The organism is Acinetobacter lwoffii, assembly GCF_024129735.1.
In the GTDB taxonomy this organism is placed as follows: domain Bacteria; phylum Pseudomonadota; class Gammaproteobacteria; order Pseudomonadales; family Moraxellaceae; genus Acinetobacter; species Acinetobacter lwoffii_H.
Genome location: NZ_JAMXXK010000004.1, coordinates 46431 through 69741, shown reverse-complemented (window position 1 = coordinate 69741; position 23311 = coordinate 46431). Strand labels below are relative to the sequence as shown.

General features: G+C 44.0%; 23 protein-coding genes and 2 pseudogenes. 18 read left to right on the top strand and 7 right to left on the bottom strand.

What is annotated here, in order from left to right; translation table 11 throughout:
* Positions 1–492: 492 nt before the first annotated feature.
* From arsC to NI469_RS02295, 6 genes are all read left to right on the top strand, one after another.
* Complete coding sequence (gene arsC, locus NI469_RS02320; protein WP_253174349.1) at positions 493–927, top strand: arsenate reductase (glutaredoxin); 435 nt, start codon at positions 493–495, stop codon at positions 925–927.
* Positions 928–1135: 208 nt separating this feature from the next.
* Entirely contained in the window at positions 1136–1456 is a 321-nt protein-coding gene (locus tag NI469_RS02315) for a metalloregulator ArsR/SmtB family transcription factor (protein WP_253174348.1), read from the top strand.
* A 6-nt stretch (positions 1457–1462) separates the two neighbouring features.
* Positions 1463–1936: an arsenate reductase ArsC gene (locus tag NI469_RS02310; RefSeq protein WP_074382687.1), complete on the top strand. Its 474-nt coding sequence runs from the start codon at positions 1463–1465 to the stop codon at positions 1934–1936.
* Between the two features lie 5 nt (positions 1937–1941).
* Positions 1942–2982 carry an ACR3 family arsenite efflux transporter gene (gene arsB / locus NI469_RS02305; protein WP_253174347.1) on the top strand — a complete coding sequence of 347 codons (1041 nt, stop codon included), beginning with the start codon at positions 1942–1944 and terminating at the stop codon, positions 2980–2982.
* A 4-nt stretch (positions 2983–2986) separates the two neighbouring features.
* Complete coding sequence (arsH, locus tag NI469_RS02300; RefSeq protein ID WP_253174361.1) at positions 2987–3691, top strand: arsenical resistance protein ArsH; 705 nt, start codon at positions 2987–2989, stop codon at positions 3689–3691.
* A gap of 141 nt (positions 3692–3832) precedes the next feature.
* Positions 3833–4894 (top strand): ArsO family NAD(P)H-dependent flavin-containing monooxygenase, encoded by a 1062-nt coding sequence (locus tag NI469_RS02295; protein ID WP_253174346.1) that lies wholly within the window; start codon positions 3833–3835, stop codon positions 4892–4894.
* A gap of 110 nt (positions 4895–5004) precedes the next feature.
* Here the strand turns inward: NI469_RS02295 and NI469_RS02290 are convergent, their stop codons facing one another.
* From NI469_RS02290 to NI469_RS02275, 4 genes and pseudogenes are all read right to left on the bottom strand, one after another.
* Positions 5005–5988 carry a potassium channel family protein gene (locus NI469_RS02290; RefSeq protein WP_004280160.1) on the bottom strand — a complete coding sequence of 328 codons (984 nt, stop codon included), beginning with the start codon at positions 5986–5988 and terminating at the stop codon, positions 5005–5007.
* A 174-nt stretch (positions 5989–6162) separates the two neighbouring features.
* Positions 6163–6309 (bottom strand): annotated as a pseudogene (locus NI469_RS15960) (IS5/IS1182 family transposase); the annotation flags it as partial.
* A gap of 283 nt (positions 6310–6592) precedes the next feature.
* A complete protein-coding gene (locus tag NI469_RS02280; RefSeq protein ID WP_253174345.1) occupies positions 6593–7972 on the bottom strand; it encodes a sensor histidine kinase in 1380 nt (459 codons plus the stop codon).
* Entirely contained in the window at positions 7965–8639 is a 675-nt protein-coding gene (locus tag NI469_RS02275) for a response regulator (protein ID WP_184104100.1), read from the bottom strand. Before NI469_RS02275 ends, NI469_RS02280 begins: the two co-directional genes overlap by 8 nt.
* 108 nt (positions 8640–8747) lie before the next feature.
* Here NI469_RS02275 and dsbD point away from each other — a divergent pair, with 108 nt between their 5' ends.
* The 4 genes from dsbD (at position 8748) to NI469_RS02255 (ending at position 12759) form a co-directional block, all read left to right on the top strand.
* Positions 8748–10685, top strand: coding sequence for a protein-disulfide reductase DsbD (gene dsbD, locus NI469_RS02270; RefSeq protein WP_253174344.1), 1938 nt, complete (start codon positions 8748–8750; stop codon positions 10683–10685).
* Positions 10682–11530, top strand: a complete 849-nt coding sequence (locus NI469_RS02265; protein ID WP_253174343.1) for a TlpA disulfide reductase family protein — start codon at positions 10682–10684, stop codon at positions 11528–11530. Before dsbD ends, NI469_RS02265 begins: the two co-directional genes overlap by 4 nt.
* Before the next feature lie 18 nt (positions 11531–11548).
* Positions 11549–12289 carry a thiol:disulfide interchange protein DsbG gene (dsbG, locus tag NI469_RS02260; protein ID WP_253174342.1) on the top strand — a complete coding sequence of 247 codons (741 nt, stop codon included), beginning with the start codon at positions 11549–11551 and terminating at the stop codon, positions 12287–12289.
* Positions 12290–12396: 107 nt separating this feature from the next.
* Positions 12397–12759, top strand: coding sequence for a YidH family protein (locus NI469_RS02255; protein ID WP_253174341.1), 363 nt, complete (start codon positions 12397–12399; stop codon positions 12757–12759).
* A gap of 8 nt (positions 12760–12767) precedes the next feature.
* On the opposite strand, the gene NI469_RS02250 is transcribed toward NI469_RS02255, so the two are convergent.
* On the bottom strand, positions 12768–13076 hold the full coding sequence (locus NI469_RS02250) for an ArsR/SmtB family transcription factor (protein WP_253174340.1): 309 nt from the start codon (positions 13074–13076) through the stop codon (positions 12768–12770).
* Between the two features lie 120 nt (positions 13077–13196).
* Here NI469_RS02250 and NI469_RS02245 point away from each other — a divergent pair, with 120 nt between their 5' ends.
* From NI469_RS02245 to NI469_RS02235, 3 genes are read left to right on the top strand one after another with little or no spacing between them, the layout of a single operon-like run.
* Positions 13197–13613, top strand: a complete 417-nt coding sequence (locus tag NI469_RS02245; RefSeq protein WP_004730018.1) for a YeeE/YedE family protein — start codon at positions 13197–13199, stop codon at positions 13611–13613.
* A gap of 1 nt (position 13614) precedes the next feature.
* Complete coding sequence (locus NI469_RS02240; RefSeq protein ID WP_086044894.1) at positions 13615–14031, top strand: DUF6691 family protein; 417 nt, start codon at positions 13615–13617, stop codon at positions 14029–14031.
* Between the two features lie 2 nt (positions 14032–14033).
* Positions 14034–14909, top strand: a complete 876-nt coding sequence (locus tag NI469_RS02235) for an MBL fold metallo-hydrolase (protein WP_004280146.1) — start codon at positions 14034–14036, stop codon at positions 14907–14909.
* Positions 14910–15005: 96 nt separating this feature from the next.
* Here the strand turns inward: NI469_RS02235 and NI469_RS02230 are convergent.
* Positions 15006–16153, bottom strand: a pseudogene (locus NI469_RS02230) (IS3 family transposase).
* Between the two features lie 188 nt (positions 16154–16341).
* Between NI469_RS02230 and NI469_RS02225 the strand changes: the two are divergent.
* Entirely contained in the window at positions 16342–17379 is a 1038-nt protein-coding gene (locus NI469_RS02225; RefSeq protein ID WP_253174339.1) for a metallophosphoesterase, read from the top strand.
* Positions 17380–17445: 66 nt separating this feature from the next.
* On the opposite strand, the gene NI469_RS02220 is transcribed toward NI469_RS02225, so the two are convergent.
* Positions 17446–17868 carry an OsmC family protein gene (locus NI469_RS02220; protein WP_004280142.1) on the bottom strand — a complete coding sequence of 141 codons (423 nt, stop codon included), beginning with the start codon at positions 17866–17868 and terminating at the stop codon, positions 17446–17448.
* Positions 17869–18015: 147 nt separating this feature from the next.
* Here NI469_RS02220 and crp point away from each other — a divergent pair, with 147 nt between their 5' ends.
* From crp to clpB, 4 genes are all read left to right on the top strand, one after another.
* Positions 18016–18723: a cAMP-activated global transcriptional regulator CRP gene (gene crp / locus NI469_RS02215; RefSeq protein ID WP_004280141.1), complete on the top strand. Its 708-nt coding sequence runs from the start codon at positions 18016–18018 to the stop codon at positions 18721–18723.
* 173 nt (positions 18724–18896) lie between these two features.
* Positions 18897–19946: an NADP(H)-dependent aldo-keto reductase gene (locus tag NI469_RS02210; protein ID WP_253174338.1), complete on the top strand. Its 1050-nt coding sequence runs from the start codon at positions 18897–18899 to the stop codon at positions 19944–19946.
* A gap of 143 nt (positions 19947–20089) precedes the next feature.
* Positions 20090–20455, top strand: coding sequence for an antitoxin Xre/MbcA/ParS toxin-binding domain-containing protein (locus NI469_RS02205; protein ID WP_004646580.1), 366 nt, complete (start codon positions 20090–20092; stop codon positions 20453–20455).
* Positions 20456–20706: 251 nt separating this feature from the next.
* Positions 20707–23286, top strand: coding sequence for an ATP-dependent chaperone ClpB (gene clpB, locus NI469_RS02200; RefSeq protein WP_253174337.1), 2580 nt, complete (start codon positions 20707–20709; stop codon positions 23284–23286).
* Positions 23287–23311 lie beyond the last annotated feature (25 nt).

Genomic DNA, 23311 nt, shown 5'->3' with positions numbered 1-23311 from the left:
CTGCAGCATTTCGGCCTGTATGACTTTTTTACGTTGGTCACTATGACGCTCGCTTGCGAATCTAGATATTTTCAGCATGAGACTTTAATTATTTTTATAACCAGTCTTCATGATAAAAGTAAATTGTGGGTCATAACCATTTGATCAAAAACCTGAGAATAAACTGCAGGATTTGTATTGGAAAAGTCGCAGTTTTGATAGGGCTATGTACAGAATTAAAACACATTAAAATCTTTAATAATATGAAAAATAATGGTTTTTAATCTACGAAATCTCTTTGGTTTTTGTTCATATTGTATTTTTTTTATTTTAAAAAATCTCTAGGGTTTCAGTTGTATTGTATTTTCTTCTTAAGTTAACTGATGATTACGTCCTACTTTTTCAGCACACATCAGACCTTTTAAAAGCTTCCTTAGAGAATCTTATATTTAATATTGCGGATATGCGTATATTCATATATAAAGGCATGATTCATTGATAAGGCTAAAGCTCATGGATCAAATGCCAAAAGTGCAAATTTATCATAACCCGGTCTGTGGCACCTCACGCAATACGCTGGCCTTAATTCGCAATGCGGGAATTGAGCCGGAAGTGATCGAATATCTGCTTACGCCACCCTCGAAAGATCAGCTGGTCAACATGATTCGGGATGCCGGTTTGACGGTTCGTGAAGTGCTCCGTAAAAATGTCGATCCCTACACCGAGCTGAATCTGGATGATGCCGGCTGGAGCGATGAGAAACTGCTGGATGCCATGCTGCAACATCCGATCCTGATCAATCGCCCGTTGGTGGTTACCGAGTTTGGAACCCGATTATGCCGTCCATCGGAAGTGGTACTGGATATTCTGCCTTTGCCACAATTAAAAGCCTTTGCCAAAGAAGACGGTGAAATCATCGTGGATGAACAGGGCAATCGGGTAAAATAAAGTGTCCCCCCATGCGAAAAAGCTTCAACTTGATTGGAGCTTTTTTATCTGAAAAACACATTGACGATGATCTATATCGGAAAAAGCGGGAAATTGTTCAAGCGAGCGCTTTCTGGTAGGCATATTCTGATCTGGATATCATTTTTGACAGGTCATCTTTACCATATATATGGATATGTGTATATTTGCATAAAAAATGGGAGCAATTATGGACCACGTTCAGTTTTTTAAATGTTTATCTGATGAAACACGTCTCAGTATTGTCCTGCTAATTGCACAAAACAAAGAGCAATGCGTCTGTGATCTGACCGATAAACTGCAGTTAAGCCAACCAAAAATTTCACGGCATTTGGCCTTGTTGCGGTCTTGCGGTCTGCTCAACGATCGTCGGCAAAGCCAGTGGGTGTACTACAGCCTCAATCCGCAATTACCGGCCTGGTGCTTTGAAATTCTGGACGTACTGAAACGTAGTGACGTTCCGGTTTTATTTGATTCTTCCGCTCTATCGATTCAGAGCCATTGCGAGTAAGTTTTCATGAAATTTTTGTTTTTATGCACGGGGAACAGTTGCCGCAGCATTCTATCTGAAGTGTTGTTCAATAGCCGTGCGCCAGAAGGCTGGGTCGCTTACAGTGCTGGCAGCAAACCTTCCGGTCAGGTGCATCCCTTGACGCTTGAAACCCTGCACAATCTGGGCTTGTCGACTAAAGGCTTATCCAGCAAGACGATTGATGCCTGTGAACAGTATCAGCCAGACGTGGTGATTACCGTCTGTGATGCGGCTGCACAGGAAGCGTGTCCTCTTTATCTTGGCGGAGCGATCAAGGCGCACTGGGGCCTGTCTGATCCGTCACATTTAGAGGTGGATAAAGAAGAAAAAATGCAAGCCTTTATGAACACTGTTGAACATATCAATCGTCGCCTGGATACTTTGTTTAAACTTAACGTAGATGAACTTTCTCGCTCACAATTGATTGCAGCGATTAATCAAATTTCGAATGTTGAGTAAGTCACATGTCTGAAAAACGCATGTCCTTTTTAGATCGCAACCTGACGCTGTGGATTTTTATTGCCATGGCGTTAGGCATCGCAATAGGAAACTTTTTTCCTCAAGCATCGGTTGCTCTGGATCAATTCAGTATTAATTCAGTCAATATTCCAATCGCGATTGGTCTGATTCTGATGATGTATCCACCCCTGGCAAAAGTGGATTATGCGACCTTGCCACAAGTGTTTAAGGATAAAAAAACCCTGACGCTATCTTTAATTCAAAACTGGTTGATTGCTCCGGTACTGATGTTTGCGTTGGCTGTAATTTTTTTGCATAGCTATCCAGAGTATATGACAGGCGTGATCCTGATTGGTTTAGCTCGATGTATCGCCATGGTACTGGTGTGGAATGGTCTGGCCTGTGGTGATAACCAATATGTTGCAGCATTGGTGGCGTTTAACAGTATTTTCCAGATTTTATTCTTCAGTACCTACGCCTGGTTATTCCTGACCTTCCTTCCGCCATATTTTGGTATTGAAGCTCAAGTGATCAATGTTAGCTTCTGGACCATTACCCATGCTGTTCTGGTTTATCTTGGTATTCCGTTCTTATTAGGTTTCTTAACGCGATGGATTTTGGTGAAACAGAAAGGCGTGGAATGGTATGAAACCAAGTTCATTCCGAAAATCAGTCCGCTGAGTTTAATGGCTTTGCTGTTCACCATTCTGGCCATGTTTAGCCTAAAAGGCGGTGATGTCGTGAGTCTTCCGCTTGAAGTTTTACGCATCGCGATTCCTTTAACCATTTACTTCGTTTTAATGTTCTTCATCAGCTTCTTTATGAGTAAATGGATGGGCAATGACTATCCTAAGACCACAGCAATTGCATTTACCGCAGCGGGGAATAATTTTGAATTATCACTTGCAGTAGCGATTGCAACTTTTGGTATCGCTTCGCCTGTTGCTTTTACCACGATTATTGGCCCACTGGTTGAAGTACCTGTGTTAATTGCTTTAGTGAGTGTTTCACTGTGGCTAAGAAAGAAATATTTTAAAGAGGCTTGATATGATGAACCTGCCTAACGTAGATCCAAATCTTATTGAACAACCCACCTTTGAAAAAGTCCAAGCCAAAGAACTAGCTCATCCTCCTCGGATTTTACTGCTCTATGGGTCTAATCGGGAACGTTCTTACAGTCGCCTTGCAGTTCTTGAAGCTGGTCGAATCCTTGAATATTTTGGGGCAGAAGTAAAAATCTTTCATCCTAAAGGGCTTCCTTTACCTGAAGATGCGGATACTGAGCATCCAAAAGTAAAAGAGTTGCATGAACTTTTAGCATGGTCAGAAGGCATGGTGTGGTGTTCACCGGAACGACATGGTTCTATGAGTTCCATCTTTAAATCCCAGATTGACTGGATTCCACTGGCAGGGGGCGCAATTCGTGCCACTCAAGGAAAAACCCTTGCCTTGATGCAAGTCAGTGGGGGATCACAGTCATTTAACAGCCTGAACCAGATGCGTATTTTGGGGCGGTGGATGCGGATGATCACCATTCCAAATCAGTCTTCAGTTCCAAAAGCTTTTTTGGAGTTTGAAGAAGATGGGCGAATGAAACCTTCGGCTTTCTATGACCGGATTGTGGATGTGATGGAAGAGTTATTTAAGTTCACCCTACTGACTCGTGGACAAAGCAAATACCTGACAGATCGTTATTCAGAACGTAAGGAATCAGCTGAAGAATTATCTAAACGTGTCAATCAGCGTAGTTTATAAATTCTAGGTGATCAGAGAGACTGAAAAGTATCTTGAGCAATGGAAGGCTAATTTAAACGCTTGAAAATTTTATGAAATACGCCCAGTCTGATAAGCAGGCTGGGTTTTTATTTGATGACAATAAAGAAGGGGGGAAATATTTTGGCTCAATTACAAGCTGAAGTTGATGTGATCATCATCGGTGGTGGACAGGCCGGTTTGTCCACGGCTTATTTCTTAAAGCGCAAGAATATTCCGTTTATCATCCTGGATGATCAGCCTCAGCCTGGAGGTGCCTGGCAGCATGCCTGGGAGTCCTTGCGTCTTTTCTCCCCGAATAGCTGGAGTTCGCTGTCGGGCTGGATGATGCCGGCGACCGAACAGACCTATCCGACCCGCAATGAGGTGATCGATTATTTGACCGCCTATGAGCAGCGCTATCACTTTCCTGTAGTTCGTCCGGTGCATGTGGATCACGTGGAAAACAAGGGGACATATTTAGAGGTTTATGCCGGGGAACAATCCTGGAAAGCCAAAGCGGTGGTAAGCGCTACAGGGACATGGAGCCAACCATTTATTCCCGAGTATGCCGGCCGTGAGCATTTTCAGGGCGTACAACTGCATTCCGCAGATTATAAAAATGCTGAGTTATTTAAAACCAAGAAAGTCATGGTGGTGGGTGGCGGTAACTCTGGTGCACAAATCTTGGCAGAAGTATCTCAGGTGGCCGAAACGCTTTGGATCACCCAGACACCGCCGCAGTTTCTGGCAGATGATGTCGATGGCCGTGTCCTGTTCTTAAGGGCGACTGAGCGCCTGAAAGCCCAGCAGGAAGGTAGAAAGATTGAGCAGCCCATTGGGGGGTTGGGTGATATTGTCATGATTGATTCAGTTAAAGATGCACGTGAGCGAGGCATTTTGCAGAGCAGGCGTCCATTTTCAGCTTTTACAGAACATGGTGTGATTTGGGAAGATGGCAGCACCGCGCAAGTGGATGCAGTGATCTGGTGTACAGGATTTAAGGCGGCGCTGAATCACCTCAGCAGCCTCGGAATTATCCAGCCGGACCAGACCATTGCGGTTCAGAATGGCCGCTCTGTTCAGGTACCAAATTTATGGCTGGTGGGCTATGGAGAATGGACCGGTGCTGCTTCGGCCACGCTGGTCGGGGTTTCCCGGACAGCTCGGGCAGTAGCGGAAGACATCGCTGCATTTTTGGCCTGAGAGGATTTGATCCTGATTCAGTCGAGTGGATTGAGTGAATAGTATCTGTCTGCAACGGGCGTCATACCCGATGGTCGCTCGTGATGATACGCTTGCATTGACGTTCGAATTTAATCAGGTAACTTATGCCCACAATGTGGACAGAAGAAATATTTGTTTTTTTCCTGCTCGAGTTGTTCTTTCTTACGCTCATGAATAAGTTCTAACAGGATATCCTGCATTTGTTCTTTGCTCAGTCCGACTTCTTTACGTAAAATTTCAATTTTTTCTTGATCTTCAATTAAGTCAATTTCTGCATCATCGAGCAGTTCACGAAATCTTAATTCCAGTTTGTGCTTGCGCTGTCTCAGCTCATTGGCCAGACCATTTGCCAGAATACCCGCAGGAAGCGCTGCCAGACCCACCCCTAAAATAGTAATTAAAGCCCCTAGAAAGCGGCCTAAGGGGGTGATTGGTGTCACATCGCCATAGCCGACCGTGGTCAGTGTCACCACTGCCCACCACATGGATGCAGGGATGGAGCTAAAGACTTCTGGTTGAGCCTTATTTTCAACCACATATACTCCAGCCGCCGCGATGATGATCATGATCAGCAGGATAAAAATAACCGCCTGAAATGAGCCCTTTTCGCGCTTGATCACCCGCAATAAAATCTGCAGGGAGACGAAATAACGGGTTAATTTGAGTAATCTGAATAATCGAAGGATTCGCAGGAAGCGTAAATCGAGATGCACAAAGAAGTTAATATAGGCCGGGAGAATCGCCAACAGGTCAATGATGGCACCGCCACTACGGATCCATAACCATCGGTTTTTCCATGCACCTTCAAAGGGGTCTTTTTCCGCAATGGCCCAAAATCTTAATAAATATTCCAGGGTAAAAATAAAGATCGAGAATAATTCAAAGGCATCAAACAGCAGCTGATAGGATTGATAGAGGTCATTGATTGATTCAAGTAAAACGGCAGCAGTATTCCCAATAATCAATATAATCAGAAATATATTGATGACGCGACTTAAGATGCTTTCGTGTTCTTCATTATGCAAATTGTCATAAATAAATCTGCGAAGCTTATACCAGGCCTTGAATTCCATAACAGTGCATTACGGTGCGATAAGATGCTTTGAGTTTAGCGCAAGCCCGGCCATCGAAAGGAAATTTTTAAAAAATTAATCAGAACTATGGGGTGGTGATTATCCTGGATTTTTAGGGCTAAAGCGAGTGTGCACGACTCTAAAATCCCCAAAGCATTCTGGTAAATCTCACTACGGAATACTTGAACGATACCGATACAATACTGCTTCAACAAATACCCTGTTGTCTTTGGCAGTTACTCAAACAGTACTTGCTCGTCCGGGCAACAGATCCTTAATCTGTTCCCACTGATCATTTCTTAATGCATAGCGTTTAGTCATGAAAAAATAATGAGGACAGATTAGATTTTTTTAAGCTAATTGGTGACAGGCCTAGTTGCATCAAGTGATCTTTTTTCTCTGGCATTTTTGTTTTCATAGAGGGGTCTTATTATTTTTATACCTGTTTCTATGCTAAAAATTAAAAGTGCGTTGTGATCGCCTGATTATAAACTTGAGAATACAGAGAAGGTTTTTGTTGAAGAAAAAGTTATTTGTATAAACAAAGGAAGTGATTTGAATTGGTGATATCTTTATTGGATGTTGAAAAGTAAGAATTTTTATTTCAAAAAATCTCTAGGGTTTTCGATTGTATTGAATTGATTTCAATGCGAAGCCCATAGGGCTGTCGGGCATTGAAAGAGAGCTGATAGCCATACTGTTTTAACAGGTTAGCGGTCAATGCCAGTCCTAAACCATGGCCGTGCTGCTGAGCAGATTTGCGCCAGAAGCGTTGTCCTAAATGTTGGATATCCTGTGCTGTCAGTTGCTGTCCATCATCTTCAATCACTAGGCAACCAGACTGCATGGAAATCCAGATATGGGCAGCCTGTGCATGCAGCAGGGCATTTTCAAGCAGATTTTTCAGTACGGTATACAGCACAAATTCAGGCAGCTGAATTTCGCCCAAGTTGTCCCAGTTTACTTGTATTTTTTTGTTCATTTCTGGATAGCGTGTACCTAAGTCTGCAAGAACTTTCTCAAGTATGGGGCGAAGCCAGATGGCCTCAGGCATTGCCTGGATACTGTTTTCTGATTGGGTCAGCAATAAAAGCTGCTCGAGTAACAGCGTATAACGCCGGATACTCTCATTGGCCTGCTGCAAATTATGCTGAATGGATTCAGGCAGGTGCTGCTGCTGACCGATCAGCTGGGCCAGTTGTACATGGGTTTTAATTGCAGTCAGGGGACTGCGTAATTCATGTGCAGCATAGGCACTAAAGGCTTTCTCCTGTTGCAGACTGTCATTGAGTTTTTGAATCAACTGCGTGGAATTGTTGACAAAAGGCTGTACTTCTTGGGGAATACTTGCAGGCTTGAGCTGCATTAAAAAATCTGCCACCTCTGAATAGCTAAGGTTTTTCTGGTTCAGGTATTGACTGAGCTGATCCAAAGACCGGAACTGTCTGCGGATAATAAAGATGATCAGGGCAATACAGATCAGCAGTGAGAAGACCAAGGGAATCAGTACGGACTGCAGAATCTGCTGTAGTAAGGTATCCCTCAAGAACATACGTTCTGCTGCCACCACCTGAATATCGCCACGACGCAGAACATAACTGCGCCATTCCGTATCACCCTGCTGCCAGGTGCTGAATCCTTCTGGTCGCTGGCTTAAATTTTGGGGGGCACCGCGTGTTTTGGCAATCACCTGATTACCTAACGAGATGTCAGAGCTAAAAAGAGAAACTTCACAGGCAATTAACTGGTTTGCATCATCATTCTTGGCTAATTTGGATAAGGTTGCATCCCCTAGACTATCCAGCGGTAACTGCTGAATCAGCCGGGCAACCATTTGTGCAGATGCCGATAAGCGTTGATCCAGTGTGTCTTGTAAACGCTGTTTCAGGTCAATATACAGCCATGAAAATACTGCACTCCACAGCACAATAAACACGGCCAAAAGACTCATGACCAAACGCCATTTCAAGCTGTGACTAAACATGACGCTGCTCAAACGGTTTGAAAATATATCCCACACCACGAATGGTCTGAATTAAATCTGGATGCAGTTTTTGTCTCAGGTGATAAATGTGTACATTCAGGGCATTGCTCTCTATAGAGTCCTGAAAACCATAGAGCTTGTCAATAAGCTGTTCATTTTTCAGGATCTGGTTGGGGTGGCTCATCAGGGTTTCCAGCAGGCTGAATTCACGGCGAGATAAATTCACGGTCTGGTCTTGATAGATCACAGTCTGGGTATCCCGGTTCAGAACCAGTTCATCAAATTGCAGGGTATTCGAGGCAAAGCCGCGGTGGCGACGGGTGAGGGCATGAATCCGGGCAATCAGCTCCTCCAGTTCAAAGGGTTTGGTCAGATAGTCATCGGCACCGGCATTCAGGGCCTGAACACACTGATCGGTCCGCAGTCGCGCCGTCAATACCAGTACCGGGAGATCAATCTGGTCGCGTCGCCAGCTGTGCAGCAAGTCCAGGCCATCCTGATCCGGCAGGCCTAAATCCAGTAAACACAAGTCGACTGCACTATGCCGGATAAAATAATCCGCAGCACGTGCGTGACTGACATGCTCCACTGAAATATTTAAATAGTTCAGAGCAGCACAAATGCTCTGTGCGATATAGGGATCATCCTCAACCAATACAATAAACATAGAACATCCTGATCAAACTGCCATTATTTTATAAATGATTTGGGCTGTTAATGTTGCCTTAATTTTAGTTTTTCAATAATGCAGTCCTAACAGGAGGAGATCGGCTGGATGTTGAAGTGGATATTGGGTGCCGTGATTGGCGGTGGAATCATGACGGGAACTGCACATGCAGACTTTTTACCACCGGATCAGGCTTTTCAGTTTCAGGTGGTTTCTACAAGTCAGGATCAGGCAGAGCTTAGCTGGAAAATCGCAGAGGGTTATTATCTGTATCATGACCAGCTTAAAGTGTCTTATCAGCAGACCCCAGTCAAGTTGGCACTGCCCAAACCCGAAGACAAAGACGACCCCAATTTCGGTTTGACCCAGGTGCATTATGGGCAAGTCAAAACCAATATGAAGGTTCAGCCCAACCAGCAGTTTGTGGTGCAGTGGCAAGGCTGTGCAGAAAGTGGTTTATGTTATCCGGTACAACGCACCACCGTAACAACTGATGCAGATGGTTTATTTCCAGCGCAAAACTTAAGCAAGCCTCAAAAGCTGCTGGTCAGCACTACACAGCCAGAAGCAAACGAAAAAATTCTGACAGCTCAGAAAGATGAGCTCCAAGCTATAGAGCAAACTCCAAGTACAGATAAAGCACTGACCGAAGAAAAGGTAGAGGAAATGCAAGTCGCTGCAGTTTCTGAACCTGTGGTGCAGCCTGAGGTGGAATTAACAGAGAAAAACGACCAGCTCATTGCAGACCCTAAAAATCAAACTTCGTCAGCAGGCATGAATAACCAGTGGAACAATGACCAGTATTTTTTAAGTTTGCTGTCGGAACAAGGTCTGTTAATTAATGCCCTGATTTTTCTCGGGCTTGGCATTCTACTGGCATTTTTACCCTGTTCTTTACCTTTAATTCCAATTTTAACAGGAATTCTGGTTCAGCAGCACCGGGGCTACCGTGCGGCACTGATTGCGCTGGTTTTCGTTTTGGGTATGGCACTGGTCTATGCGGTCATGGGACTTGCTGTGGCACAGCTCGGTTACAGTTTTCAGCGCTGGTTTCAAAGTCCGGTATTCATCAGTATTTTCAGCATTTTGTTTGTTTTGTTCGCATTTAATCTGTTTGGAGCATTTCAGCTGTCCTTACCTCAAGGCATGTTACAGCGTCTGGATCAATGGCAGCAAAAGCAGAAGGGTGGCACGCTGATTGGTGCCGGTCTTATGGGCATGATCGCTGCACTGATTGTCGGGCCATGTATGAGTGCGCCGTTGGCCGGTGCCTTAATCTATGTGTCTCAGGTCAATCAACCGATGCTGGGAGCTAGTTATCTGTTCGTCTTAGGCCTTGGGCTGGGCTTGCCGCTATTTATTGCTGCCGTATTTGGGTCTCATCTTTTACCCAAACCTGGCATCTGGATGGATCGCCTGAAGTTTAGTTTTGGCTTTGTCATGCTGGCGCTGGCCTTGTATTTCGCCCGTCCACTATTGCCCGGCATTTTATACCTGAGCCTTTTGGGTGTAGTACTGATCACCTGTTCAGGCTACTTCTTGTTCAAGATGCTGCCTCATGTGCATCGGTCTGTATCGAAAATAGTCCTGATGCTGCTCAGTGGTTTACTGGTCTATGCAGGAGGCATGCAGCTCTATCATGTTTGGAGTCAGGTACAGGTGGCCCATGTAGAATCAGGGCTTGAATGGCAGAGAATCAGTACAGCCGCACAATTGCAACAGGTTTTAGCCAAACATCCTACACAGCCGGTGGTGATTGATGTGTATGCGGACTGGTGTGTGGCCTGTCAACCGATTGAAAAGGAAGTGATTCCACGTAGTGATGTCCAGACGGCTTTACAAAATGTGGTTCGTATCAAATTAGACCTGACCCACTATCATCCAAGTCAGGATGAGCTGCTAAAAGCATGGCAAATCCTCGGTCCACCCACCTTTATATTTTTAAATGCAGCGCATCAGGAGCAGCGGGATTTGCGTTTGACCGGAAGCTTTAGTGCGGCACATTTACTAGACACATTGCAGCAACTGCAAGGGGAACAACCATGATGATTTCCAGTGATGCGCTGCATCTGGGACCTTTGATGTTGCCTTGGGCACTCATAATTATTGCCACTGGCTTGATGCTGTTATCTGCCATCCTGTTTGGATTAGCCAGAAACTATTCATGGTCTAAACAGCTGCTTGGGCAAAGTCAGGATTTGCTCTGGAGCAGTTTTTTGCTAGGGATGCTGGGTGCACGTCTTGTTTTCGTTCTACTCAATGCCGAGCTGTATTTTGCAGCACCCATCGACATACTGAAAATTCAGGACAAAGGTTTCCATTTATGGGGAGGGGTGCTGCTTGGTGCTTTGTGGTATGTCATCCGAAACAGACAGTTGCAGATCCGATTCAAAGCCATCTTATTGATCATCTTTATACTTTGGATCGGGCTTGGGCTCGCATTTAAATCCAGTCTAAAAACTGAAGCAGCGTTTCCTGATCTAGCCTTTGCTGGGCTAGAACAGGGGCATCTGGGTACAGACAAGATTCCACTCAGCCAATTCATTGGCCAGCCCTCGGTAATTAATTTGTGGGCGAGCTGGTGTCCGCCGTGTCATCGCGAAATGCCGGTGTTAGCCAAAGCAGCCGAGCAGTACCCTCAAGTGAATTTTGTCATGCTCAATCAGGGGGAGGAGGTTGAAACTGTAAATGCCTATTTAAAAAAACATCAGTTTCAATTTAAACATGTCCTGCTGGACCCATATGGTGAACTACCCCAGCAGCTGAATAGTTTTGGCCTGCCAACGACGCTGTTTTTTAATGCTCAAGGCCAGCTGGTCGAGCGGCATATGGGAGAACTCAGTCCGGCCATGTTGCAGCAATATTTAAACAGAATTTCAGATCAACCTTAAAAAACGGAAGGACTTAGTATGAACAAAATTTACCAGGTGCTTGGTGCAGGCATGTTCCTGATCATGAGCATGCACACACAGGCAAATATTAAACAGCATATTGAAAAACAGGGTTTTGTGTTTGTAAAACAGATTCCGGCACCGCAAGGAATGACCGGCTGGGTAGGGCATGAAGACCAGTATTCCAATACGGTATTTATCTCCAATGATAATAAATACTATATCAAGGGCGAACTGTTTGATGCGCAAGGGAAAAGCCTGTCCAATGAGCAGATTGAAAAACATATGAAAAAAGCGGTATTGGACGATGTCTGGAAAACCCTGGAAAAATCGACCTGGATCCAGGATGGTAAGCCGGATGCACCACGGGTGGTCTATGTCTTTTCCGATCCAAATTGCCCATATTGCTATAAATTCTGGCAGGCGGCTCGGCCTTGGGTCGAATCAGGCAAGGTACAGCTGCGTCATATTCAGGTCGGTGTGATCCGTGAAGAAAGCCGTGGCCAGGTGGCAACATTGTTGATGTCGAAAAATCCAGCGGCAGTTTTTAACGATATGAACAAGAATAAAGGCAAAAAGCAGCTCAAGAAAATGGAAAAGATTCCTGCCGAAATTGCTGCAAAGATTGATGCCAATCAGGCCTTGATGGGGAAATACGGCTTTTTCTCCACACCGTCGATGGCCTGGAAAAACAATCAGGGTGAATTTAAATCTACTCAAGGCCTGGCGATGGATGTCAAGGAAATTTTTGAACAATAATATTTTAACTGCATGATAGAAAAGTAATTTTTACTTAAAACATCTATACATGATAGGGAGACAGATTTACATTGGTGGATAGGTTAAGCATGAAGAGCAGATAAGAAATGTCAAATTTGGATGATCCACGGGTACTGCTTGCTTTGGAACGAACCGCTCTGGCGTGGAACCGGAGTGGTTTGGCATTAATTGCTTTTGGTTTTGTGATTGAAAAATCCAATCTGCTAGTGCAACTGGTGGACCCAGACACTTATGCACAGAAAATAGCTTATTCACAATGGCTGGGAATTGCGGTGATTGTATTTGGTATATTGGTGAATTTCGCCTCAATCCTGCAATATCGACGGGGTTTGACATCACTGCGACCGCCGGAATTTATTGAAGGTTATTACACCCAGTATCCCGTATGGCTAAATCTGTTTACTGCTTTTAGCGGACTGCTTCTGATCATTTCTTTTTGGCTGCACTAAGAGGAGGGCTAGGCGCAATACAGCTCGTACAGCTTTTGCATCAGGCTCAAGACCTTGGGATCACTCAGACGATAGAAAATCTGTTTGCCCTCACGTCGGGTGCCAACCATGTCGGCCTTACGCAGTACAGTCAGCTGTTGTGAAAGTGTAGGTTGATGAATATCGGTAGATTCTTCAATTTCCTGAACATTCATTTCCCCGTCGACTAAGATACATAAGATTTTCAGACGATCAGGATTGGCTAAAACTTTTAGGCATTGGCTGACGAAATCGACCTGTGAAAAATCAATTTTGGCATTTGCAGCAATCATATCCATAAATGTCCTCACAACTTTTGATGTAGCCCGTGCAGTTTACATAATTTACCATAAAACTGCTTGATTAATATTTTTTATTATATAATATAAAAAAGTATATTGTATAGGGATTAATTCATCATGCATGACTTCCTCATCGCATTTATTGGCGGCTTGATGCTCGGGCTTTCCGTGGTCGGCTATCTGTACGTCAATGGCCGTATTGCAGGAATCAGTGGTTTGATTGGGCAAGTCATAAACTCAAAAACCATGTTTAAAACACCTGCAATCTGGTTTTTATCAGGCTTGATCCTCACACCGTTTATTTATGGTCTGTTTGTACAACCTGAAATCGAATTGAATGCCAGCCCATTGATGATGATTGTGGCAGGTCTGCTGGTGGGCTTTGGGACACGTCTGGGTTCGGGCTGTACCAGTGGTCATGGAATTTGTGGCATCAGTCGCCTGTCTAAACGTTCTATCATCGCGACCATGACTTTTATGTTTGCAGGTTTTGTCGCTGTTTATATTATCCGTCATATCACAGGAGCATTCTAAAATGAAAAATGTGTTTGCCTTTTTATTTGGTGCACTGTTCTCTGTGGGTTTGATGGTATCGGGCATGTCCAATCCGGAAAAAGTACTCGATTTCCTGGATCTGTTTGGTGATTGGGATGCCAGTCTGGCCTTTGTGATGATGGGCGCGATTGCGGTGGCCTTTATTCCTTTCCAGAAAGCAGTACGTAAGGCTCAACCGAAAACAGTATTTAATGAACCTATTGATTTGCCTAAAAATAATCAGATAGATAAGAAGCTGATCACGGGTGCGGTTTTATTTGGTGCAGGTTGGGGCATTGCGGGCATCTGTCCGGCACCAAGTTTCACCTTGATCGGTTTGGGTCACTATCAAGTGCTCTATTTTGTTGTAGCAATGCTGGTGGGTGTATGGATTCACCGTAAATGGTCAGGAGCTTAACGATGTCAAACTTACCTATAGTAAAAGATTTTTTTCACGAAGATACCAATACCTTCAGTTATGTTGTACGTGATCCTGCGACCAATGCCTGCGCCATTATTGATAGCGTTCTGGATTACGATCCGGCATCGGCAAGTACCTCAACTATTCATGCCGATAAGATTATTGCGTATGTTAAAGAGCAGGATTTAACGGTCGAGTGGATTCTCGAAACCCATGTCCATGCTGATCATCTAACAGCTGCGCAATATCTCAAAGAAAAACTAGGTGGCAAAATTGCCATGAGCCAGAAGATTTCCGTGGTACAGGAAACTTTTGGCGCGATTTATCATCTGGATATTAAACAATGGAATGCTCAGCAGCTCTTTGATTATTTATTTGAAGATCATGAGTCGTTCCAAATCGGAACATTGAAGGCCTATAACATTCCTACACCGGGACATACTCCCGCTTGTCTGAGTTATGTGATTGGGGATGCGGTTTTTGTGGGTGATACCCTGTTTATGCCAGATTATGGTACAGCACGTTGTGACTTTCCGCGAGGCAGCGCAGAACAGCTTTATGATTCGGTACAAAACCTGTTTCAGTTGCCAGAAGATACCCGGGTCTTTTTATGTCATGACTATTTGCCTGAAAAACGTGAATCCTATGTGTGTGAAACTGATATCCAGACGCAGAAAAAACAGAATATCCATATTCATCAGGGAATCAGTAAAGCTGAATTTGCTCAGATGCGCAACCAGCGGGATTCAGGACTGAGTATGCCTAAACTGATTCTACCGGCGATTCAGATCAATATGAAAGCAGGGCAGTTTCCTGAGCCAGAAGCCAATGGGATGTCTTATTTGAAATTGCCATTGAATTATTTTAAGTCTTAAAACCTTCCTTATAAGCATGGGTTGTCTTTGAGAGAGCACATGCTTTTTTTGCCTGAATCAGACTGGAGTTAATTTCATTGAATAGCCACCAAAATTCTAGACACACATAACCATCTTCTGATGGGCTTTTTCATAATCTAATGGAGAACGCTGACCATTGGAACCATGTCGGCGTTTTGAATTATAAAACATCTCAATATATTCAAAGATATCTGATCTTGCTTCAGCTCTTGATGAATATATTTTCTTCTTGATCCTCTCTCGCTTTAATAACTGAAAGAAACTCTCGGCAACAGCATTGTCATGGCAGTTTCCACGCCGACTCATACTACTTTCAAGATTATGATGCTTGAGAAATGTCTGCCATTCATAACTGGTGTATTGGCTACCTTGATCAGAATGGATCAGGACCTTGCTCTTTGGATTCCTTCTCCACAAGGCCATCAATAATGCATCTAAAACCAGATCTGTAGTGATTCTCGACTTCATAGACCAACCAACCACAAGTCGTGAGAACAGGTCGATTACAACAGCAAGATACAACCATCCCTCATTGGTACGAATATAGGTAATATCAGTCACCCATAATTGGTTCGGCTGAGTTGGATTAAACTGTTGGTCTAAAGTGTTTGCGGCAATAACAGCCGGAGTACCAGCGTAAGCTCTAGGCTTACGATAACCACGCTGTGATTTAAGACCATTTGCTTTCATCAGTCGATGTACTCGATTGATCCCACAACTTTCGCCAGCATCTTTCAAATCACAGTGAATCTTGCGATAGCCGTAAACTCCACCAGATTCCAGCCAGAATTGTTTAATCAATCCTGAAAGCTGTTGCCGTTTCTTGGCAGTTTTACTGGTAGGTTACTTTAACCATGCGTAATAACCACTGTGATGAACATCCAGAGCTGAACATAAACGACGGACAGGCCATATGTTCTGATTGTCCTGAATAAAGGCGTACCTCATTTGGACTGGCTTGCGAAGTACACCGCGGCCTTTTTTAATATGTCTCTTTCTTCAGTGACCCTTTGTAGCTCTTTTTTTAACTTTGCTAATTCTGTACTTGGATCACTAGATTCTGTTGTCTTGGGTTGCTGTGGATCATAACGTTTGATCCAGGCATACAGACTATGCGTAGTGGTTCCTAAACGTGCAGCAACTTCAGCCACACTATGACCTTTCTCAGTGACTTGTTTTACTGCTTCAATTTTGAATTCTTTAGGGTATCGTTTACTGCTCATAAGCACCTCGTTAATTAGCCATTTTATCTAACTAAAAGGTGTCTACAAAATCGGTGGCTATTCAAGGGAATTGCATTACTAAATATTAAATTATTTAAATGAAGACTCGTCTTGTATTCAGATCTACATAAATTTAAAGCATACTCATAGGGATATATTCTGTTTTAGACTTAATTCAGGATGCATAAATGACGTATTCATTTATACAGCAGGCTTTCACTGGCCCTGTGGATATCGTAGGTGATATTCATGGTGAGATTACCGCGCTGGAACAACTGATCAGGGTATTAGGCTATGACCGGAATGGTTATCATCCAGAGCAGCGCAAACTAATTTTTGTCGGTGATCTCTGTGATCGGGGACAAGACAGTGTTGCGGTGATTCAACGTGTCAAACAGCTGGTAGATGAAGGCTATGCACAATGTGTGATGGGTAATCATGAATTGAACCTATTGACCGATACTTTGCGGGAAGGCAATGGCTGGTTTTTTGGTTCACCGCACCAAGATGATCTGAAACCTTTTGATTCGATCCAAGCCTCAATCAAAGATCGACAATGGATTCTGGATTTTTTAAATAGCTTACCGTTGGCCTTAGAGTCGGAGCAGCTGCGTGTTGTGCATGCCTGTTGGCATGAGGGATCAATTGATCAATTACGCAATTCTGGTTTTACTTCGCTTGGTGAAGCCTATGCTGATTTCGTTCAACATACAGCGCTGGATCTGCAAGCCTTAAGTATTAATGAATTCATCCAGATAGAGCAGCAACGCTACCAACACCAGTTCAAAGACCCGGCTGCAACTTTACCTTTATTGCAACATCTCGCAGAAAAAGAGCTGCGTGAGCAAATGCACAATCCGATTCGGGTCATTACTTCTGGTGCGGAAAAAATCGCCTTAGAACCGATTTATGCCGGTGGAAGGTGGCGGATGATCGACCGCGTGCCATGGTGGGACAGCTATACCGACCAAATTCCAGTCATTACTGGACATTATTGGCGGAACTTTAAATCTACTGAAGAAAAAACCGGTTTACTCAAATCGATCGATGCACTGCAATGGTATGGACAGCAACAAAACGTATTTTGTGTGGATTATTCAGTGGGTAAACGCTATCTCGATCGTCAACAGGGTGTCGCGTTCAGACATCGACTCGGCGCCTTAAGATTTCCAGAAAATATCTTGAGCTTTGAAGATGGCAATCAGTATTCAGTTCAGCGGTTCTGAGAAAAGGCAATTTTCTGATACAAAAAAAGCAGCTTTTCCAGCCGCTTTTTTTACAGAATCTAGATTTTATTCTGCTTCGATTATTTCATAATCATGGGTGATTTCAACACCGCCATCAGACAGCATTTTGCTGGCAGAGCAATATTTTTCAGCAGAAAGTTCTACGGCTTTTGCGACCTGTTTCTCTTTAATCGCTTTGCCGGTCACTACAAAATGCAAGTGAATTTTCGTGAATACTGCCGGAATTGTATCTGCACGTTCAGCCTTTAATTCGCAGCGTACATCGGTAATATCCTGACGAGCCTTCTTTAAAATGGTAACAATATCAAAAGACGCACAACCGCCCAGACCCGTTAAAAGCAGTTCCATAGGACGGGGACCACGGTTTTCACCACCGTATTCAGCTGAACCATCCATGATAAGGCTATGACCACTTTGAGTTTTTGCTTCAAAAGCAACATTCTCTAACCAATGAACGCTTGTTTGCATTGCAACTACCTAAAAAAAGCTATAAATTTGTCAAGTAACTGTACACTAACATAAATTGGGTTGATACGGAATTTCAATCCCACTGTGTGACAAGTTCACATTAGGTCTTGTGCGATCTATAAATTATCCATAATCGGAACTGTTAGCATGACTTCAAACTTTTCACAATTAAGCACTGATGCGCTTTCTCCGGGGCAATTACCAGAATCCGTGAAAGCACTGTTAAAACGTGCATATATTAATCGTTATCCAAAACGTACCACGATCATTGATGCAGGATCAGAATCTAAATCTTTATATTTAATTCTGAAGGGGTCTGTATCTATCATTCTTCGTGAAGATGATGATCGTGAAATTGTCGTGGCATATTTAAATGCGGGTGACTTCTTTGGGGAAATGGGTCTATTCGAGGTTAATCCGCAACGTACTGCGGAAGTTCGTACGCGTGATGTGTGTGAAATTGCCGAAATTACCTATGAAAACTTTCACGAAATCAGCAAGCAATATCCTGATCTGAGCTATGCGGTATTTGCTCAATTAGTACGTCGTTTGAAAAATACCACACGTAAAGTCACTGATCTGGCATTTATTGATGTTTCAGGCCGGATTGCACGTTGTCTGATCGACCTGTCTTCACAGCCAGAAGCGATGATTTTGCCGAATGGCCGTCAGATTCGTATTACCCGTCAGGAAATTGGTCGCATTGTTGGCTGTTCCCGCGAAATGGTCGGACGTGTACTAAAAACCCTGGAAGAGCAGGGCATGATCGAAACCGATGGTAAAGCCATCCTGATCTTTGATGCTTCATTAGAAGAAGCATCTGAAGCAGTGGCAGATGGTGCCATAGACGAATAATCCAGATATTAAAAAGCAAATCTTCGGATTTGCTTTTTTTATGCGTCATTACTCAATACATAAAAATTTAGAACAAGCTTCTCAGAAAAGATGATTTAAGTCTCCCTTAGAATTCCGATAGGCTATAGCCCACTTAATCTCAATTCACTGAATAAAATTCACAGGATGTTTTTATGCAATTCAGACCGTTGGCGGATACCGGCATTCTTTTGCCAGAAATTTGTTTGGGCACCATGACCTTTGGTGAGCAGAACACGCAAGAACAGGCTTTTCAGCAACTGGATTATGCCTTAGATCAGGGACTGTATTTCTGGGATACTGCGGAAATGTACCCGGTACCGCCAAAACCTGAAACGCAGGGCGCCACCGAGCGCATGATTGGAAACTGGATCGCTGCCCGTGGTGGCCGTGACAAACTTTTTTTAGCCTCAAAAATTGCCGGACCATCGCAAGGTGGTAGTCATATCCGGGATGGTCAAACCCGTTTTGTTGCCGATGAAATTTCAGCAGCAATAGACCAGTCATTGTCACGCCTGCAAACGGATTATATCGACCTGTATCAGTTACACTGGCCACAACGCCCCACCAATTTCTTTGGCAAGTTGGGTTATGGCAATGCTGAAGCGGCAGAAGACCGTGCCGTAACGGATCTCGAAGAAACCCTGACCGCCTTGCAGGATGAAATTAAAAAAGGCCGTATCCGTTATATTGGTCTTTCCAATGAAACCCCGTGGGGCACGATGAAATTTCTGCACCTCGCAGAGAAATTAGGTTTGTCCAAATTTGTCAGTGTACAAAACCCATATAACCTGCTGAACCGTACTTATGAAATCGGCATGTCAGAAATTGCCCATTATGAAGGTGTGGGCTTGTTGGCGTATTCACCTTTGGCATTTGGTTATCTGACCGGTAAATTCCGGCATGGTGCACGTCCTGCCAATGCGCGTGTAACACTGTTCTCCCGCTTTAGCCGTTATAGCAATCCGCAAAGTGAATGGGCAACCGAGCAATATGCCCAGCTGGCAGAACAGCATGGCTTAAGTCTTACCCAATTGGCTTTGGCCTTTATCAAGCAGCAGTTCTTTGTGACCAGTACGATTATTGGTGCCACCAATCTGGATCAGCTGAAAGAAAATATTCAGGCATTTGAAATTGATCTGTCTGAGGAAATACTGAAAGGTATTGAGGCAATTCACCGTCAGCAACCGAATCCGGCACCATAATCATGGTGTTGTTATTTTAAAGCACCCTCCAAGCGAGGGTGTTTTAATTTTATGAGAAATTAAATTTGATGATAAACAACATGGCCGGAAAACAATAAAAGCAGCATAATCGAAATAAGACGCATCAAGATGATTTGATAAAAATGAATAGTGAAACAGGTATTTCTAAATCCCAAGTATTAGCTATAGCAGTATTCAACTTAGCTGAGCAGTTGCAACTGAAAGAATTCGAACTTGCATTGATTCTGGGTTTATCTGAGGCGGAATTATCTCTGGTTATAAATGAAAAAGAATTAGAACCAGATACTACAGCAGGCGAAAAAGCTATAGCTTTAGTAAATATCTATCAAAAGTTATTTAGCTTGCATGGTGGAGACTTGAGCTGGATGCGCCATTTTATCAATTCACCTAACAAGCTTTTGAATCATCAAACGCCAAGATCCTTGATGCAAACAGAACATGGTTTGAGTGAAGTATTGCGATTACTAGGAAGGTTGCAACCGTACTAAAAATATCTCTCTATTCTCTACTAAGCTGAAAAATAGCAGAGTAAATTAAATAAAATATGAATTGTTTATCTTCACCTTAAAAATTCTTCTAACCTCACTTGAAATATGATTTGATTACACCAATATTATTATTAAAGACTGTCTAAATGTTTATATTAAGTTTTTGAAAAATATATAAAAATGATTTGAAATTTTATCAAGTGCACCCATATATCTATCAAGTAGAAAATTTGTTGTGAGGAATAACAAGAATGCGTTTTGAAAAATTTACCAATCGCCTGCAGCAAACCCTTTCCGATGCACAATCGCTGGCCATGAGTAAGGATCATACCTCCATTGATGGGATCCATATCTTGGCCACCTTGATGGATGAAGCATCCAATGTCAGCCTGCTGCAACAGGCCGGTGCTAATCTGCGTGAGCTACAAACCAAGCTGCAAACAGCATTGAGCAATGCGGCAACCCTGACCAATCCATCAGCAGATGTCAACCTTAGTCCTGAAGCGGCAAAAGTATTGCATCTGGCAGACAGCTTTGCGCAAAAAGCCGGAGATGAGTTTCTATCTACGGATTGGGTGCTGTTGGCGTTGGCTGAAACCGGAAATACCAAAACTTTATTAAATAGTGTTGGCGTAAAGGCAGAAACTTTAGGTCAAGTGATTAATCAATTTCGAGGCGATGAAAAAGTCATGAGCAATAATCATGAAGATCAGCGTGATTCACTGAATAAGTACACCATTGATTTAACTGAACGTGCGTTGGCAGGCAAGCTTGATCCTGTGATTGGCCGTGATGATGAAATCCGCCGTACTATTCAGGTTCTGTCACGTCGTACTAAAAACAACCCGGTACTCATCGGTGAGCCAGGGGTCGGTAAAACTGCAATCGTCGAAGGTCTGGCGCAGCGGATTATCAATGGTGAAGTGCCTGAAGGACTCAAAGGTAAACGTGTTTTATCACTTGATCTGGGTTCTTTGCTGGCCGGTGCCAAATACCGTGGTGAGTTTGAAGAGCGCTTAAAAGCCGTTCTGAAAGATATTGCCAAACACGAAGGCGAAATCATCCTGTTTATCGACGAGTTGCATACCCTGGTGGGTGCTGGTAAAGGTGATGGCGCGATGGATGCCGGCAATATGCTTAAACCTGCGCTGGCCCGTGGCGAACTGCGCTGTGTCGGTGCCACCACACTGGATGAATATCGTCAGTATATTGAAAAAGATGCAGCGCTGGAACGTCGTTTCCAGAAAGTGCTGGTGGATGAGCCAAGCGTGGAAGATACCATTGCGATTCTGCGTGGTCTGAAAGATCGCTATGCGACCCATCACGGGGTACAGATTCTGGATTCAGCCATTATTGCTGCTGCGAAAATGTCACACCGTTATATCACCGACCGTCAGTTGCCGGATAAAGCCATTGACCTGATTGATGAAGCAGCATCGCGCATCAAAATGGAACTCGATTCTAAGCCAGAAGCTTTAGATAAACTGGAACGCCGTCTGATTCAGTTAAAAATGCAGCTGGAAGCGGTGAAAAAAGATGAAGACTCAGGTGCCAAAGCTGAGATTCAATACTTGTCCGATCAGATCGCCACAGTTGAAAAAGAGTATCATGACCTGGAAGAAGTCTGGCGTGCAGATAAAGCGCTGGTCGAAGGCAATAAAGACGTACAGATCAAACTGGATCAGGCACGTACAGCACTTGAAAAAGCGCAACGTGAAGGTGATCTGGGCGAGGCCGCGCGTTTGCAATATGGCGTGATACCAGAGTTGCAAAAGCAGCTTGAACTGGCTGAAAAAGCCGATGAAAGCGCAACGCCAAAATTGCTGCGTAACAAAGTCACCGACAATGAAATTGCTGAAGTAGTGAGTGCTGCGACCGGTATTCCGGTTGCGAAAATGCTGCAAGGCGAGCGTGACAAATTGCTACATATGGAAGAATTCCTGCATAACCGTGTAGTAGGGCAAGATGAAGCCGTGGTGGCGGTATCCAATGCAGTACGCCGTTCACGTGCCGGTCTGTCAGATCCGAACCGTCCAAGTGGGTCATTCCTGTTCCTGGGGCCAACGGGTGTCGGTAAAACAGAATTGACCAAAGCCTTGGCGAATTTCCTGTTTGACAGCGACGATGCCATGGTGCGTATCGATATGTCAGAATTTATGGAAAAACATTCGGTCAGCCGTTTGGTTGGTGCGCCTCCGGGCTATGTCGGTTATGAAGAAGGTGGGGTGCTTACTGAAGCCGTACGTCGTAAACCGTATAGTGTGATCTTGTTTGATGAAGTCGAAAAAGCGCATCCGGACGTATTTAACATCTTGCTACAGGTACTGGATGATGGCCGTTTAACTGACTCGCAAGGCCGGGTAGTGGACTTTAAAAACTCTGTGATCGTCATGACTTCGAACCTGGGTTCGCAGGATGTACGTGAATTGGGCGGTAATGCCACTAAAGAAGAAGTCCGTACGGTGGTGATGAATGCGGTATCGGAACATTTCCGTCCGGAATTTATCAACCGTATTGATGAACTGGTAGTGTTCCATGCGCTGGAAAAAGACCAGATTCGCGGTATTGCCGATATCCAGTTGGACCGTTTACGTCAACGTCTGGCAGAACGCGATATGCGCTTGTCGGTAGATGACAGCGCTTTCGATCAGCTGATCGAGGCCGGTTTTGATCCATTGTATGGAGCACGTCCACTGAAACGTGCAATCCAGCAGCGGATTGAAAATGGTCTGGCGCAGAAAATCCTGGGCGGAGAATTCCAGCCGGGCGATACCATTCTGGTGAAAGCTGAAGCAGGTGAGTTAATCTTTGAAAAAATGAAACTTAACTAAACCGCTTCTCCTTGCAACAAAAAAC